This is a genomic window from Burkholderia paludis (assembly GCF_000732615.1).
Classification (GTDB): domain Bacteria; phylum Pseudomonadota; class Gammaproteobacteria; order Burkholderiales; family Burkholderiaceae; genus Burkholderia; species Burkholderia paludis.
On sequence record NZ_JPGL01000109.1, the window covers coordinates 1 to 15,387 of the forward strand.

Annotated in this window: 12 protein-coding genes; 9 read left to right on the forward strand and 3 right to left on the reverse strand. The window is 68.6% G+C overall.

Annotated features, from left to right (window positions below; all coding sequences use genetic code 11):
* Nucleotides 1–316 precede the first annotated feature (316 nt).
* The 7 genes from GQ56_RS0137795 (at nucleotide 317) to GQ56_RS0137825 (ending at nucleotide 8,593) form a co-directional block, all read left to right on the forward strand.
* Nucleotides 317–1,549: an aspartate aminotransferase family protein gene (locus GQ56_RS0137795; protein ID WP_031403578.1), complete on the forward strand. Its 1,233-nt coding sequence runs from the start codon at nucleotides 317–319 to the stop codon at nucleotides 1,547–1,549.
* Nucleotides 1,550–1,579: 30 nt separating this feature from the next.
* Nucleotides 1,580–2,632, forward strand: a complete 1,053-nt coding sequence (aruF, locus tag GQ56_RS0137800; RefSeq protein ID WP_031403579.1) for an arginine/ornithine succinyltransferase subunit alpha — start codon at nucleotides 1,580–1,582, stop codon at nucleotides 2,630–2,632.
* The gene (gene astA / locus GQ56_RS0137805; protein ID WP_031403580.1) at nucleotides 2,629–3,675 is read left to right on the forward strand and encodes an arginine N-succinyltransferase; all 1,047 of its coding nucleotides are present in this window, start codon (nucleotides 2,629–2,631) and stop codon (nucleotides 3,673–3,675) included. The genes aruF and astA overlap by 4 nt, the downstream gene beginning before the upstream one ends.
* Nucleotides 3,676–3,682: 7 nt before the next feature.
* A complete protein-coding gene (gene astD / locus GQ56_RS0137810; protein ID WP_031403581.1) occupies nucleotides 3,683–5,146 on the forward strand; it encodes a succinylglutamate-semialdehyde dehydrogenase in 1,464 nt (487 codons plus the stop codon).
* Nucleotides 5,147–5,160: 14 nt separating this feature from the next.
* Nucleotides 5,161–6,501, forward strand: a complete 1,341-nt coding sequence (gene astB, locus GQ56_RS0137815; protein ID WP_031403582.1) for an N-succinylarginine dihydrolase — start codon at nucleotides 5,161–5,163, stop codon at nucleotides 6,499–6,501.
* A 7-nt stretch (nucleotides 6,502–6,508) separates the two neighbouring features.
* Nucleotides 6,509–7,537 carry a succinylglutamate desuccinylase gene (gene astE / locus GQ56_RS0137820; RefSeq protein WP_031403583.1) on the forward strand — a complete coding sequence of 343 codons (1,029 nt, stop codon included), beginning with the start codon at nucleotides 6,509–6,511 and terminating at the stop codon, nucleotides 7,535–7,537.
* Between the two features lie 261 nt (nucleotides 7,538–7,798).
* Nucleotides 7,799–8,593 (forward strand): ABC transporter substrate-binding protein, encoded by a 795-nt coding sequence (locus GQ56_RS0137825; RefSeq protein ID WP_031403584.1) that lies wholly within the window; start codon nucleotides 7,799–7,801, stop codon nucleotides 8,591–8,593.
* A 90-nt stretch (nucleotides 8,594–8,683) separates the two neighbouring features.
* On the opposite strand, the gene GQ56_RS0137830 is transcribed toward GQ56_RS0137825, so the two are convergent.
* Nucleotides 8,684–10,180 (reverse strand): HDOD domain-containing protein, encoded by a 1,497-nt coding sequence (locus GQ56_RS0137830; protein ID WP_031403585.1) that lies wholly within the window; start codon nucleotides 10,178–10,180, stop codon nucleotides 8,684–8,686.
* A 27-nt stretch (nucleotides 10,181–10,207) separates the two neighbouring features.
* A complete protein-coding gene (cdpA, locus tag GQ56_RS0137835; protein WP_200878028.1) occupies nucleotides 10,208–11,950 on the reverse strand; it encodes a cyclic di-GMP phosphodiesterase CdpA in 1,743 nt (580 codons plus the stop codon).
* Nucleotides 11,951–12,228: 278 nt separating this feature from the next.
* Here cdpA and GQ56_RS0137840 point away from each other — a divergent pair, with 278 nt between their 5' ends.
* Nucleotides 12,229–12,780, forward strand: a complete 552-nt coding sequence (locus tag GQ56_RS0137840) for a peroxiredoxin (RefSeq protein WP_031403587.1) — start codon at nucleotides 12,229–12,231, stop codon at nucleotides 12,778–12,780.
* Between the two features lie 84 nt (nucleotides 12,781–12,864).
* Here the strand turns inward: GQ56_RS0137840 and GQ56_RS0137845 are convergent, their stop codons facing one another.
* Entirely contained in the window at nucleotides 12,865–13,494 is a 630-nt protein-coding gene (locus GQ56_RS0137845; protein ID WP_031403588.1) for an SDR family oxidoreductase, read from the reverse strand.
* A 272-nt stretch (nucleotides 13,495–13,766) separates the two neighbouring features.
* Here GQ56_RS0137845 and GQ56_RS0137850 point away from each other — a divergent pair, with 272 nt between their 5' ends.
* Nucleotides 13,767–15,227 (forward strand): NYN domain-containing protein, encoded by a 1,461-nt coding sequence (locus GQ56_RS0137850; protein ID WP_031403589.1) that lies wholly within the window; start codon nucleotides 13,767–13,769, stop codon nucleotides 15,225–15,227.
* The last annotated feature ends 160 nt before the right edge of the window (nucleotides 15,228–15,387 follow it).

A 15,387-nucleotide genomic window follows, 5' to 3' on the forward strand; every position in this document is an offset into this window, starting at 1 on the left:
TCTCGAAGCGCCTTTCTTTTGGTTCCTTTTCTTTGGCAAGACAAAGAAAAGTACCCGCCGCCCCGCGCAGGGGCGACGCAAACAGACCGACACGATCACAGGTGCTTCACGAAAGCCCGGGCGAACCACCGGAAGAAAGCCCGGGGCGAACCGCCAAAATTCAACCCCAACCCCCAGCCCCCCGCCCTGAAAGGGCAAAATGACACCGGAAAAAAGGGCTTCCGATAGAACCCGTCGCAATTCCGCAAGACGCTTGCGTCACCCTTACCTAAACTTGATCCTGTTGAACCCTCTTACGAAACCGAAAGGAACGACCATGACGACCTCGACCGTGACCCGCCAGACATTCGATGAAGTGATGGTGCCGGTGTTTTCCCCCGCGCCTTTCGTGCCGGATCGCGCCGAGGGCTCCCGGGTGTGGGACACGGCCGGCCGCGAATACATCGATTTCGCCTGCGGTATCGCCGTGACGTCGCTCGGCCACGGCCACCCGGAACTGCTGAAGGTCCTGGACGAGCAGGGCCGCAAGCTCTGGCACATCGGCAACGGCTACACGAACGAGCCGGTGCTGCGCCTGGCCAAGCGCCTCGAGGCACTGACCTTCGCCGACCGCGCATTCTTCGCGAACTCGGGCGCGGAAGCGAACGAAGCCGCACTGAAACTGGCGCGCCGCGTGGCATTCGATCGCCACGGCGCCGATAAAGTCGAAATCATCTCGTTCGTGCAGTCGTTCCACGGCCGCACGTTCTTTACGGTCAGCGTCGGCGGCCAGCCGAAGTACTCGGAAGGCTTCGGCCCCGTGCCGGCCGGCATCAAGCACCTGCCGTACAACGACATCGAAGCCGCAAAGGCGGCGATCGGCCCGCAAACCTGCGCCGTGATCGTCGAACCCGTGCAGGGCGAGGGCGGCGTGATTCCGGCCGATCCGGCATTCCTGAAAGCCCTGCGCGAAGCGTGCGACGCGAACAACGCGCTGCTGATTTTCGACGAAGTGCAAACGGGCGTCGGCCGCACGGGCCAGTTCTACGCATACATGGACACGGGCGTCACGCCGGACATCCTGACCACCGCCAAGGCGCTCGGCAACGGCTTCCCGATCGGCGCGATGCTGACGACGAACGAGCTGGCCGCGCACTTCAAGGTCGGCGTGCACGGCACGACGTACGGCGGCAACCCGCTCGCATCGGCGATCGCCGACAAGGTCGTCGAGCTGATCGGCGATCCGGCCCTCCTCGAAGGCGTACGCGAACGCAGCGTGCGCCTGAAGGGCGCGCTCGAACGCATCAACGCGCGCTTCGGCATCTTCAAGGACGTGCGCGGCAAGGGCCTGCTCGTCGGCGCCGAACTCGCCGCCGCATTCGACGGCCGCGCGAAGGACTTCGTCACCGCCGCAGCCGAGAACGGCCTGATCATGCTGATCGCCGGCCCGAACGTGCTGCGCTTCGTGCCGTCGCTGGTGATCCCGTTCGACCTGCTCGACGAAGGCGTCAAGCGCTTCGAGAAAGCCGTCGAACAGGTGCTCGCCGCTCAGGAAGCCACCGCGCGCTGATCGGCGCATCCATCGCAGACAGGAACGACGATGCTATTTGTTCGCCCCGGCAAACTCACGGATCTCGATGCGCTCGCGCACATGGCGCGCACCGCGCAGCCGGTCCTGCACTCGCTGCCGCACGACCGCGCGGCGCTCGAGGCGCGCGTCGCGCTCTCCGAGGATTCGTTTCGCGCGGACGTCGACTTCGCCGGCGAGGAGTTCTACCTCTTCGTGCTCGAGGATTCGTCGACGGGCAAGCTGCTCGGCACGGCGAGCGTCGTGGCCGCGGCCGGCTACTCGGAACCGTTCTATGCGTTCCGCAACGATGCGCTGATCCACGCGTCGCGCGAGCTGCACGTGAACCGCAAGATCCATGCGCTCACGATGTCGCACGAGCTGACCGGCAAGAGCCGGCTCGCGGGCTTCTACGTCGATCCGTCGCTGCGCGGCGACGCCGCCGCGCACCTGATCTCGCGCGCGCGGATGATGTACATCGCCGCGCACCGCCGCCGCTTCACGCCGGAAGTGTTCACGCTGCTGCTCGGCGTGAGCGACGGCAACGGCGCATCGCCGTTCTGGGAAGCGGTGGGCCGCAAGTTCTTCGGCCGCGATTTCACCGACGTCGACATCGCGTCGGGCGGCCGCAGCCGCACCTTCATCGCGGAAGTGATGCCGGCCTATCCGCTTTACGTGCCGCTGCTGCCTGAAGCCGCGCAGCGCGTGCTCGGCGAACCGAACGAGTCGGCGCTGCTCGCGTACGACATCCATCTCGAGGAAGGCTTCGAGCCCGACCGCTTCGTCGACATCTTCGACGCGGGCCCGGTGCTGACCGCGCAGGTCGATCGCACCGCGTGCGTGAAGCACGGCGCCGAGCGCATCGTGCGCGAAGCCGCGCATCAACAGGGCGAAGTCGCGTACATGGTGTCGACGGGCAGCGGCGAATCGTTCCGCTGCGTGCTGGCCGACCTGCCGGGCGACGCGGCCCATGCGCCGCTCTCCGGCGACGTGCGCGCGGCGCTCGACGTGAAGGACGGCGATGTCGTGCGCTGCGTGCCGCTGCACCGCCGCGACGAGGAAGATTTGAAGGGAGACGCAGCATGATCGTCGTTCGGGTCGTACAAACGGGCGACGTCGACGCGCTCGTGTCGCTCGCGAAGGAAACCGGGCCGGGCCTGACCACGTTCAAGCCCGACCGCGACGCGCTCGCCGCGCGCATCGAACGCACGCGCCGGACGCTCGCGGGCGAAGCCGCGCCCGGCGAGGCCGGCTACTTCTTCGTGATGGAGGAGTCGAAGACGGGCGACATCGCCGGCGTGTGCGGAATCGAAACGCAGGTCGGCCTCGAACAGCCGTTCTACAACTATCGCGTGAGCACGGTCGTGCACGCGAGCCAGGAGCTCGGCGTGTGGACGCGGATGTCCGCGCTGAACATCTCGCACGACCTGACCGGTTACGCGGAGGTCTGCTCGCTGTTCCTGAGCCCGCGCTATCGCACGGGCGGCGTCGGCGGCCTGCTGTCGCGCTCGCGCTTCATGTTCATCGCGCAATTCCGCGAGCGCTTTCCGGAGCGCATCTGCGCGGAACTGCGCGGCCACTTCGACGAGGACGGCACGTCGCCGTTCTGGCGCGCAGTCGGTTCGCATTTCTACCAGATCGACTTCAACGCGGCCGATTACCTGAGCTCGCACGGCCGCAAGTCGTTCCTCGCGGAGCTGATGCCGCGCTACCCGGTGTATGTCGACCTGCTGCCGCAGGATGCGCAGGACGCGGTCGGCCTCACGCATCGCGACACGCTGCCGGCGCGCAAGATGCTCGAGGCGGAAGGGCTGCGCTACCAGAATCACGTCGACATCTTCGACGCGGGCCCCGTGCTCGAATGCCACGTGAACGACCTGCGCACGGTGCGCGAGAGCGTCGTCGTGCCGGTCGCGATCGGCGTGCCCGACGCCGCGGACGACGCGCAGGGCGGCCATCCGCCGAAGTCGCTCGTCTCGAACACGTCGCTCGGCGATTTCCGCGTCGGCGTCGCGCCGGGCGTCGTGGCGAACGGCGCGTTCGTGCTGTCCGCCGACGATGCCGCCGCGCTCGACGTGAAGGCCGGCGATCCGGTTCGCGTGCTGCCGCTCAAAGTCAAACAGGGATAAACGAATCATGACGGAACTCTTCATCGACGGCGCCTGGGTCGCAGGCTCGGGCCCCGTGTTCGCTTCGCGCAACCCGGGCACCGACGAGATCGCCTGGCAGGGCGAGAGCGCGTCGGCAGCCGACGTCGACCGTGCGGTCGCGAGCGCGCGCCGCGCCTTCGCCGGCTGGTCGGCGCTCGACTTCGAGTCGCGCTGCGCGATCGTCAAGCGTTTTGCCGCGTTGCTCAACGAACGCAAGGAAGCGATCGCCACGGCGATCGGCCGCGAGACGGGCAAGCCGCTGTGGGAAGCGCGCACGGAAGTCGCATCGATGGCCGCGAAGGTCGGCATCTCGATCCAGGCCTACCAGGAGCGCACCGGCGAGAAGCGTCAGGAGATGGCCGACGGCATCGCGGTGCTGCGCCATCGCCCGCACGGCGTGGTCGCGGTGTTCGGCCCGTACAACTTCCCCGGCCACCTGCCGAACGGCCATATCGTGCCCGCGCTGATCGCCGGCAACGCGGTCGTGTTCAAGCCGTCGGAGCTTGCGCCGGGCGTCGCGCGCGCAACGGTCGAAGTGTGGCAGGAAGCCGGGCTGCCGGCCGGCGTGCTGAACCTCGTGCAGGGCGAGAAGGACACGGGCATCGCGCTCGCGAACCATCGGCAGATCGACGGACTGTTCTTCACCGGCAGCTCCGACACGGGCACGCTGCTGCACCGGCAGTTCGGCGGCCGTCCGGAAATCGTGCTGGCGCTCGAAATGGGCGGCAACAACCCGCTCGTGATCGGCGAAGTCGAGGATATCGACGCGGCCGTGCATCACACGATCCAGTCGGCGTTCCTGTCGGCCGGCCAGCGCTGCACCTGCGCGCGCCGCATCTTCGTGCCGCAGGGCGCGTTCGGCGACCGCTTCCTCGCGCGCCTCGTCGACGTGACGTCGAAGATCACGGCCGACGTGTTCGACGCCGATCCGCAGCCGTTCATGGGCGCGGTGATTTCGGCGCGCGCGGCCGCGAAGCTCGTCGACGCGCAGTCGCGTCTGGTCGAGCAGGGCGCGAAGCCGATCATCGCGATGACGCAGCGCGATCCGCGCCTCGGTTTCGTGAACGCGGCGATCGTCGACGTGACGGGCGTGGCGAACCTGCCCGACGAGGAACATTTCGGCCCGCTCGCGCAGATTGTGCGCCACGCGACGTTCGACGAGGCGATCGAGCGCGCGAACGATACGGCGTTCGGCCTGTCGGCCGGCCTGCTGGCCGACGACGCGAAGGCATGGGAGCACTTCCGCCGCACGATCCGCGCCGGGATCGTCAACTGGAATCGCCCGACCAACGGCGCATCGTCCGCCGCGCCGTTCGGCGGCACGGGCCGTTCGGGCAACCACCGGCCGAGCGCGTACTACGCGGCCGACTATTGCGCCTATCCGATGGCGTCGGTGGAAAGCACGCAACTGACCTTGCCCGCGAGCCTGTCGCCGGGCCTGCATTTCTGATCGAGGGAACGACGATGAACGCACAAGAAGCCAATTTCGACGGGCTCGTCGGCCCGACCCACAACTACGCCGGGCTGTCGTTCGGCAACGTGGCGTCGCTCAACAACGAGAAGTCGGCCGCGAATCCGAAGGCCGCCGCGAAGCAGGGGCTGCGCAAGATGAAGCAGCTCGCGGATCTCGGTTTCGCGCAAGGCGTGCTGCCGCCGCAGGAGCGGCCGTCGCTGCGCCTGCTGCGCGAGCTCGGCTTCTCGGGCAAGGACGCGGACGTGATCGCGAAGGCCGCGAAGCAGGCGCCCGAACTGCTTGCGGCAGCGAGCTCGGCGTCGGCGATGTGGACCGCGAACGCGGCCACCGTCAGCCCGTCGGCCGACACGAGCGACGGCCGCGTGCACTTCACGCCGGCGAACCTGTGCAGCAAGCTGCATCGCGCGATCGAACACGACGCGACGCGCCGCACGCTGTCGACGCTGTTCGCCGATCCCGCGCATTTCGCGGTGCACGAAGCGCTGACCGGCACGCCGGCGCTCGGCGACGAAGGCGCGGCGAACCACACGCGCTTCTGCGCCGAATACGGCAAGCCGGGCGTCGAGTTCTTCGTGTACGGCCGCGCGGAATACCGCCGCGGCCCCGAGCCGAAGCGTTTTCCCGCGCGCCAGACCTTCGAGGCGAGCCGCGCGGTCGCGCATCGCCACGGGCTTGCCGAGGAGGCGACGGTCTATGCGCAGCAGGATCCGGACGTGATCGACGCGGGCGTGTTCCACAACGACGTGATCTCGGTCGGCAACCGCGACACGCTGTTCACGCACGAACGCGCGTTCGTCAACCGGCAGGCGATCTACGACACGCTGACCGCCGCGCTCGACGCACGCGGCGCGCGCCTGAACGTGATCGAGGTGCCCGACGCGGCCGTGAGCGTGAACGACGCGGTGACGTCGTACCTGTTCAACAGCCAGCTGCTGTCGCGCGCGGACGGCTCGCAGGTGCTCGTGGTGCCGCAGGAATGCCGCGAGAACGCGAACGTCGCGGCCTATCTCGACCGGCTCGCGGCCGGCAACGGCCCGATTCACGACGTGCTCGTGTTCGACCTGCGCGAAAGCATGAAGAACGGCGGCGGCCCGGCGTGCCTGCGCCTGCGCGTCGTGCTGAACGACGCGGAGCGCGCGGCCGTCACGTCGAACGTGTGGATCAACGACACGCTGTTCGCGTCGCTCGATACGTGGATCGACCGGCACTATCGCGATCGGCTCGCACCGGAAGACCTCGCCGATCCGAAGCTGCTCGACGAATCGCGCACGGCGCTCGACGAGCTTACGCAGATCCTGCGCGTCGGGTCGCTGTATGACTTCCAGCGCTGAGGCACGGATGCCGGACGCCGCGCCGCTCGACGACTTTCTCGCATTCACGCTGGCCGGCGCGGCGCCGGCCGTGACGGACGGCATGTGTGCAGGCGGTGCGCTGCGCTGGCAATGGCTCGGCGACGGGGTGCTCGCGCTCGAACCGGCGACGCCGGCCGAACCGGCGCGGGCGAGCGTGCTCGTGTCGGCCGGCGTGCACGGCGACGAGACGGCGCCGATCGAACTGCTGTCGATGCTCGTGCGCGATCTCGCGTCCGGCGCACTGCCGCTCGCGTGCCGGCTGCTCGTCGTGCTCGGCAACGTGCCGGCGATGCGGGCGGGCGAACGCTATCTCGACGACGACCTGAACCGCCTGTTCAGCGGCCGCCACGCGCAGGTGCCGGCGAGCCGCGAGGCGCCGCGCGCCGCGCAGCTCGAAGCGGCCGCGGCCGCGTTCTTCGCGGCGGCGCCGGCGGGCGGCGCGCGCTGGCACATCGACATGCATACCGCGATTCGCGCGTCGGTATTCGAACAGTTCGCGCTGCTGCCGCACACGGGCACGCCGCCGACCCGCACGATGGTCGAATGGCTCGGCGAGGCGCGCATCGCGGCCGTGCTGCTGCATACCGCGAAGGGCAACACGTATTCGCACTTCACGGCCGAGCACTGCGGCGCGCTCGCGTGCACGCTCGAGCTCGGCAAGGTGCGGCCGTTCGGCCAGAACGACCTGACGCGTTTCGCGCCGGCCGACCGCGCGGTGCGCGCGCTCGTGTCGGGTGCGCCGCGCGACGCCGGCGCGCCGTTGCCGCGCGTGTTCACGGTGATCGACCAGATCACGAAGCAGAGCGATGCGCTCGAGCTGTTCGTCGCGGCCGACGTCGCGAATTTCACCGCGTTTGCGCGCGGCACGGTGCTCGCGCAGGACGGCGACTACCGTTACACGGTGCGGCACGACGAGGAGCGGATCGTGTTTCCGAACCCGGCCGTGAAGCCGGGCCTGCGCGCGGGCCTGCTGGTCGTCGATACGACGCGCGAGACGATCGCGGCGCTGGTCTGACCGGCCCGTGGGGCCGGATTGCGTATTTGCGACATCGTCTTGCAAGTTCGGCGGCCGGCCCGGCCGGCGTCTCATGCGCACCGCAGCATCGCACCCCGACGGCCGCTTTGCCGTATCGAGCCTCGCGGATTGGTACAATCGCGCCCTTGCGGCTGTTGCGCCGCATCACGGCGCGGCTGTCACGTTGTCGCGGTCATCCGACCCTGCAATGATGCAAGCGCCCGTAGTTCCGGAACATTCGAGTATCGAGGAGAACACCTGATGAAGTTGGATTGGCGTAAAGTGGCCGCGCATGCGGTGGTGGCGGCATCGGCGGTGGCGGCAGGCAGCGCGGTTGCCGCGGATCTGAAGGAGATCCGGTTCGGCGTCGAAGCCTCGTACGCACCGTTCGAATACAAGACGCCCGACGGCAAGCTGACCGGCTTCGACATCGATATCGGCAACGCGGTGTGCGCGAAGCTGAAGACGAAGTGCGTGTGGGTCGAGAACGACTTCGACGGCCTGATCCCGGCGCTGCAGGCGCGCAAGTTCGACGCGATCAATTCGGACATGACGATCACCGACCAGCGCAAGCACGCGATCGCGTTCACCGATCCGATCTACACGATCCCGAACCAGCTGATCGCGAAGCAGGGCAGCGGCCTGCTGCCGACCCCGCAGTCGCTGAAGGGCAAGCGCGTCGGCGTGCTGCAGGGCACGATCCAGGAAGCGTACGCGAAGAAGAAGTGGGCGCCGGCAGGCGTCGAAGTCGTGCCGTACCAGACGCAGGATCTGGCCTACGCCGACCTGAAGTCGGGCCGTCTCGACGCGGCGTTCCAGGATTCGGAAGCCGGCTCGAAGGGCTTCCTGACGAAGCCGCAAGGGCAGGGCTTCGCGTTCGCGGGCGGCACGGTCAGCGACACCGAGATCCTCGGCTCGGGCGTCGGCTTCGGTCTGCGCAAGAACGACGCGGCGCTGAAGACCGCGCTCGATCAGGCGCTGAAGGAACTGAAGGCCGACGGCACGATCGACAACCTCGCGAAGAAGTACTTCAGCGTGCCCGTGACGCTCAAGTAAGCGCGTCGTCCGATCGCACGATGCAAGCAAACCGGCCGCAGATGCGGCCGGTTTGTTTTTGGCGAGCCGGAAACGGCGGCGGCAGTGGCGCTAGGCGGGGAAGAACCGGCCCAGTTCGCGGGCAAGCTCATTGAGCACGCCCATCTCCTGCTGCGTGATCTTGCGCGCGGGCTGCGCGCCGGCCCAGTCGCCGTAAAGCAGCGCAACCGTCGTCGTGCCGACGCGCACGGGCAGCAGCACGAATGCGCTCGTGTCGCAGAACGCGTCGCGATACCACGCGGGCAGGCGCTTGAGCATCTTCGGTTCCTGCGCCTGCTCGATGAAGATGCCGACCGAGTTGGAGATCGCGAGGTGGAACACGTCCGGCTCGAAACGCTCGTCGAAACGCAGCCGGTCGAGCGCCGTATCGACGCCGGGGCCGAAGCCCAGGCGCGCGGCGAACATGCCGTCGTCGTGCCGCACGAACATCACGGTGCGCGTGAACGCGAGGCCGGCCAGCAGGCTTTCCGACGCGAGCGCGAGCACCGGCGTCAGCACATGCTCGGACGGCAGCGCGCGCAGGTCCGCCAGGCCGGCCTCGAGGCATGCCTCGGGCGTGGCCTGTGCGCGCGCGATCGCATCGGCGTTCGCGCGCAGCTCGACGATCTCGCGCATCACGGTGTCGCTCGCTTCCTCGCGCGCGAGCCGCTCGGCGATCTCGACGAGCGCGTCGGGCTCCATGTCGAGTTCCGCGCCGTAGTGCTGCGCAAGCGCCGTGATGCGCGCGTCGCGCTGCGGGCTGGCAGGCATCACGAGTGCGCCCGCGACGTCGGTCGAACAGCGGCTCACCGCGCGCAGCCAGCGGATGCGTTCGGCGGGGCCGTCATCGGCCGGGCCGGCGTCGTGGTCGTCGTCTTCGTGGTCGAATGCGTCGGCATGGACCAGGTGGTCGTGGTCGGCCATCCCCGCGCGGATCACGTCGGGCAGCCGCCAGCGCGTGGCCGCCTCGAACCCGATCTCGTCGAATCCGACGCCGAGCACGTCGAGGCAGGCGGCCGATTCGTCGCCGTTCAGCTCGGCCGCGCGATGGCGGATCCGGTCCCATTCGCTGTCGAGATAGCAGACCACGAGCAGCTTGCCGACCTGGCGCATCAGGGTGCAGACGACGGCTTCCTCGCCCGAGCGCAATTCGGCGCGCTCGGTGAGCTTGCGCGCGACGCAGCCGGACAGCAGCGCGCGGTTCAGCTCGAGCTTCGCGTCGATGCGCCGCGGCGTGCTGTGGTGGAAATGGTCGACGAGCTTGAGCCCGACGACCAGGTGGCCGACGGCATCCATGCCGAGCACCATCAGTGCGCGGGTCACGGTCGTGATGTTGCCGCCGAACGCCATGTACATCGCGGAGTTCGCGAGCCGCAGCACTTTCTGCGTGAGCGCGAAATCCGACAGCACGACGCGCACGAGCGCAGTGAAGTCGAGGTCGTCGTTCTTCATCGCGGCCATCGTCGCGCGCAGCGATTCCGACAGCAGCGGGAAGTCGCCCCGTTCGTTCATCCGGGCCCACAGCTTGTCGAGCAATGCTGTGCGGGGCAGGTGTTCGGTGATTGACATACGGATCTGTCCAGTTCGCCGCGCGCGTCAGGCGGCGGCGTGCAGGTGCAGCTGCTGCGCCTCGAAGCGCCGCGCGAGCTCCTCGGACGGCAGCGCCTGGCAGACGAGCCAGCCCTGAATGTGATTGCAGCCCATCTCCGTCAGCAGCTCGCGCTGCGCCTCGGTCTCGACGCCTTCGGCGACGAGCTCGAGATCGAGCGTCTGCGCGAGGCCGACGACGGCCGACACGATTGCGCGGTCGTTGCGCGAGGTCAGCAGGTTCTCGACGAAACTGCGGTCGATCTTCAGCTTTGCAAGCGGGAAGCGCTGCAGGTAAGCGAGGCTCGAATAGCCGGTGCCGAAATCGTCGATCGCGAAGCGGATGCCGAGATCGGTCAGCTCCTCGAGCAGCCCCTTTGCCTGTGCGGGATCGTGCATCAGCAGGCTTTCGGTGATTTCGAGCACGATGCGGCGCGGGTCGATGCCCGTCAGCGAAATCGCCTCGCGCACGCTCTGCGTGAAGCGCGGGTCGCGGAACTGCTGCGGCGACACGTTGACCGCCACGTACTGCAGCGCGAGCCCCTGGCGATCCCACGCGACGAGCTGCATGCACGCGGCCTTGAGCACCCAGTTGCCGAGGTAGTTGATCAGGCCGATCGACTCGGCGAGCGGAATGAAGGTGGCCGGCGGCACGAGGCCGTGCACCGGATGGCGCCAGCGGATCAGCGCCTCGACGCCGACCACCGCGCCCGACTGGCTGTGCGTGATCGGCTGGAAGTGGAGCGAGAACTCGCCGTTGCGCACGCCGTCGTACAGGTCGGCTTCGAGCTTCAGCCGTTCGGCGTCGGCCGGATCGTCGACGGGCGCATGGAACGCGAGCGCGTTGCCGCCCGAGGCCTTCGCCTGGGAGAGCGCGTGGTCGGCGCGGCGCAGCAGCGGGCTGTGGTGCTGCGCGCGATGCGGCGCCGCGCGCTCGTCCGGATACAGCGCGATGCCGATGCTCGCGGACAGGTGGACGGTCTGCCCCTGGTATACGTAGGGCTGGCGCACGGCGGCCTGCAGTCGGCGCGCGAGCGCATCGGCGGCATTGATCGCCTGCGTGCGGCCCGCCGCATCGAGCACGATCGCGAACTTGTCGCTCGCGACGCGCGCAAGCCGCTCGTTCGGCGTGACGAGCGCCTTCAGCCGCTGCGCGGTCTCGCGCAGCAGCGTGTCGCCCGCGTCGTAGCCGAGCGCGCGGTTGATCCGCTGGTAGTCGTCGAGGTCGAGCAGCAGCAGCGCCGCGCAGGTGCCGTTCTCGTCGGCGGTCTGCTGCGCGCGCATCAGCGCCGGCACGAGCGCGGACAGGTTGTCGAGGCCCGTCATCGAGTCGTGGTTCATTTCGTACGTGAGGCGCGCCTCGAGCGCGCGCCACGACGACACGTCGAACGCCGCGATCGCGAAGCCGTCGACGCCGTGGTGGCGGCTCTTGAACGCGCGGATCTCGACGTCCAGCGGGTAGGTGAGCGACTTGACGATGCACATCGTCGCCTTCTCGACCTGGCCGGAACGTGCGGCGCGCGCAAGCAGTTCTTCGAGCGCCGCGGTATCCTGTTCGGCGATCAGGTCGCGCAGCGTCAGCGTGTGCAGGTAGTCGCGGTGGTAGCCGATGAAGCGCAGGCTCGCGTCGGACACGTACAGAAAGCGCAGCTCGCGGTCGACATGGGCGAGGAAATCCACCGTGCCGACCGTCTGTTCCAGCCAGTTGCGCACGGAGTCGTCGCGTCGCGGCGCGCCGGCGCGCGCGGGCATCAGCGCGCCGCCCGACCAGGCGAAGCGGCGCAGCGTATGCAGGGCGCTGCGCCAGGAGCCCTTGCGTGACGTCTGTTTCCTGTTGGCTTCCATGTTTCTCGATGACGTGAAGGGCTGGAACCGGTTGTCCGGAAGGAATAACGGCAGACTGTGCGGAATCTTTAACGGGCCGGCGCGGGTGGCGCCGCCGCTGGACCGGATCGGGCACGTGCGCGTTCGACAGCCGAACGCGGGCGTGGCGTACGTCGAGGCTGACTTTATAAGAAATGAGGACGCAGATGAAGCGAAAACTGTTGCTGGGCGCCGCCGTGGCGGCGCTGGTGGCCGGCCATGCACTGATGGCGCAGGCGGAACTGAAGCCGGGCGCCGCGGCGCCCGATTTCACGACGCAGGCGTCGCTGGGCGGCAAGACTTACACGTACTCGCTCGCGGACGCGCTGAAGCAGGGGCCGGTCGTGCTGTATTTCTACCCGGCGGCGTTCACGAAGGGCTGCACGATCGAGGCGCACGCGTTCGCGGACGCGGTCGACCGTTACAAGGCTTACGGCGCGACGGTGATCGGCGTATCGGCCGACAATATCGACACGCTGACGAAGTTCTCGGTGAGCGAGTGCCGGAGCAAGTTCCCGGTCGCGGCCGATCCGGACGCGAAGATCATCCGTGAATACGACGCGAAGCTGCCGGCGATCGACCGGGCGAACCGCGTGTCCTACGTGATTTCGCCGGAGGGGAAGATCCTCTACGAATACACGAGCATGTCGCCCGACAAGCACGTCGAGAACACGCTCGACGCCGTCAAGGCGTGGGCCGACGCGCATCCGAAGCAGTAACGCCGGGCGCTCCGGCGTCGAAGCGCGGCCCGTCGTGCGGGCCGCGGGTGCGACACGGCGCGCCTTGGCGCGCGCCGGGCCGCCCTATGCGCGCAACGCCTGCTCGATCGGCACGCTGCCGCCGACGAAGCCGACGATCTTGCGCGAGATGCCGAGCTTGATCGCCTCGATCGCGGCCCACGCCACGTCCTGGCGCGACACCGGCGGCGCGGGGTCGAGCCACGCATCGGTCAGCGCGATCTTGCCGACGCCCGGATCGTCCGTGAGCGGGCCGGGGCGCAGGATTGCATAGTCGACGCCGGACGCGATCACGCGGTCGTCGCCTTCGCGCTTCATCTGGGAATAGTGGCGCAGCGCGTCCGGGCCGTGTTCGGGCCGGTACGCGGACAGCGAGCTGATCACCACCAGCTTCTGCGCGTTGTAGGCCAGCGCGTATTCGGCCGCGCGGGCGACCGCGTCGCGGTCGACCTGTTCCTCTTCGGCCGCCCCGTCCGATTCGGCCGAGCCGGCTGCGTAGATCACGTGCGTGATGCCCTGGAATGCGTGCGAGAAATCGTTCGTCAGATCGGCCTCGACGACCCGCGCGCCCGGCAGCGCATAGCCGTGCCGGCGCACGAGCGCCGTGACCTCGAACTCCGGCTGCTTGAGCAGCAGATCCGCGCAGGCCTGGCCCGTGCGGCCGGTCGCGCCAATCAGCAGTACCTTCGTCGTCATGAAACCGCTCCTTGCTCGATGCGTCGTCCTTCCAGATGGGGACGGACGACCGATAACTCAAGTGTAATGTCGAATTGCCCCGGTGGCGGGTGCGTATTAAGGGGCGTACCGGCATCGGGCGTACCGGGTCCGATTCCCGGTGGCGCGACGGTCGTTCCGGCCGTCGTTCGTTCACGCGGATTCGGGAATGACGCGCCGACCGGCTATCATGTGCGCGATGCATTTTTCGCCGCTACGTCATACAACGCATCGGCTCACCGGTTGGAGTACACATGGCATTACCCCTGGACAACGTCAGCATGGCCGTGTTCTGCGACTTCGAGAACGTCGCGCTCGGCGTGCGCGACGCGAAGTACGAGAAGTTCGACATCAAGCCCGTGCTGGAGCGCCTGCTGCTGAAGGGCAGCATCGTCGTGAAGAAGGCCTATTGCGACTGGGATCGCTACAAGGGCTTCAAGGCGTCGATGCACGAGGCGAGCTTCGAGCTGATCGAGATTCCGCACGTGCGCCAGTCGGGCAAGAATTCGGCCGACATCCGGCTCGTCGTGGACGCGCTCGACCTTTGCTACACGAAGTCGCACGTCGATACGTTCGTGATCATCAGCGGCGACTCGGATTTCTCGCCGCTCGTGTCGAAGCTGCGCGAGAACGCGAAGAAGGTGATCGGCGTCGGCGTGAAGAAGTCGACGTCGGATCTGCTGGTCGCGAACTGCGACGAATTCATTTTCTACGACGATCTGGTGCGCGAGCAGCAGCGCGCGCTCGCGAAGCGCGAACAGCAGCAGCGCGCGGGCAACGGCGGCGCGAAGCGGCCGGACGAGCCGTCGCGCAAGCACGACCTGGACGCGCGCAAGTCCGAGGCGATCGCGCTGGCGGTCGAGACGTTCGATGCGCTCGCGTCGGAGCGCGACGACGTCGGCAAGATCTGGGCGTCGGTGCTCAAGAGCGCGATCAAGCGCCGCAAGCCGGATTTCAACGAGTCGTATTACGGATTCCGCGCGTTCGGCAACCTGCTCGACGAGGCGCAGGCACGCGGCCTGCTCGAAGTGGGGCGCGACGACAAGTCGGGCGCGTTCGTGTCGCGGGCTCGCCAGCCGGCTGTTGCCGAGCCTGTCGCGATGACGGCCGGCGACGGCGGGGCCGCCCACCCGGGCGCCCATCACGGTGCGCGCGCGGCGGAGCCGGCGCGGGCCGGGCGCGAGTCGCGGCGTCGCGAGCAGCGGGCCGAAGCGCTCGCGCATGAAAGCGTCGAGGTCGAGGCGGACGAAGCGGCATTGGCCGAAGCCTTCGAGCCGGCGGCCGCCGTGCCGCCCGGCGCGACCGAAGCGGTGGACGCGGGCGACGCGGCCGACGTGCACGGCGACGAGAAGGCGGGCCGCAAGCATGCGCGCAAGAGCACGGCGAAGAAGACCGGCGCGAAGAAGGGCGCCGCCGCGAAGCGGACGGGCCGTCATGCGACCGCGAAGGCGGACGATGCCGGGCACGGGGCGGCGAAGCACGGTGGCGACGAGCACGCGCATGACAGGCATTTCGACGACACGCATCGCGACGCGGAGCAGGGCGACGAGCGGCACGCCGCGGTGACGCGCGCCGAGCCGGCAGCCGGCGAGGTCGCCGCCGCGCCGGCCGAATCCGCCGCCGAGGCGCCGGCCGAAGCCAAGCCGAAGAAACCGGCCCGCAAGGCGGCGCCGCGCGCACGGCGTCCGCGCAAGACGGCGGCCGCCGCCGAGTGACGGCCGCCGGCCGGGTGTCGTCCGGCACCGGACGGCGCCCGCGCCGCGCCATACCGGCCGGTGCCACGCCGGCTGGCCCGGCGCGCTAGTCAGTATGACTCCCGTGGGGCAAAGGCTGGCCTGCCGTGAGGAATCAAACGCGGGTTAGCATGGCTGCCAT

What these genes read in the sequence shown, in the direction of transcription:
- GQ56_RS0137795 (WP_031403578.1), top strand. Translation starts at nt 317, where the DNA reads ATGACGACCTCGACCGTGACCCGCCAGACATTCGATGAAGTGATGGTG.
- aruF (WP_031403579.1), top strand. Translation starts at nt 1,580, where the DNA reads ATGCTATTTGTTCGCCCCGGCAAACTCACGGATCTCGATGCGCTCGCG.
- astA (WP_031403580.1), top strand. Translation starts at nt 2,629, where the DNA reads ATGATCGTCGTTCGGGTCGTACAAACGGGCGACGTCGACGCGCTCGTG.
- astD (WP_031403581.1), top strand. Translation starts at nt 3,683, where the DNA reads ATGACGGAACTCTTCATCGACGGCGCCTGGGTCGCAGGCTCGGGCCCC.
- astB (WP_031403582.1), top strand. Translation starts at nt 5,161, where the DNA reads ATGAACGCACAAGAAGCCAATTTCGACGGGCTCGTCGGCCCGACCCAC.
- astE (WP_031403583.1), top strand. Translation starts at nt 6,509, where the DNA reads ATGCCGGACGCCGCGCCGCTCGACGACTTTCTCGCATTCACGCTGGCC.
- GQ56_RS0137825 (WP_031403584.1), top strand. Translation starts at nt 7,799, where the DNA reads ATGAAGTTGGATTGGCGTAAAGTGGCCGCGCATGCGGTGGTGGCGGCA.
- GQ56_RS0137830 (WP_031403585.1), bottom strand. Translation starts at nt 10,180, where the DNA reads ATGTCAATCACCGAACACCTGCCCCGCACAGCATTGCTCGACAAGCTG.
- cdpA (WP_200878028.1), bottom strand. Translation starts at nt 11,950, where the DNA reads ATGCCCGCGCGCGCCGGCGCGCCGCGACGCGACGACTCCGTGCGCAAC.
- GQ56_RS0137840 (WP_031403587.1), top strand. Translation starts at nt 12,229, where the DNA reads ATGAAGCGAAAACTGTTGCTGGGCGCCGCCGTGGCGGCGCTGGTGGCC.
- GQ56_RS0137845 (WP_031403588.1), bottom strand. Translation starts at nt 13,494, where the DNA reads ATGACGACGAAGGTACTGCTGATTGGCGCGACCGGCCGCACGGGCCAG.
- GQ56_RS0137850 (WP_031403589.1), top strand. Translation starts at nt 13,767, where the DNA reads ATGGCATTACCCCTGGACAACGTCAGCATGGCCGTGTTCTGCGACTTC.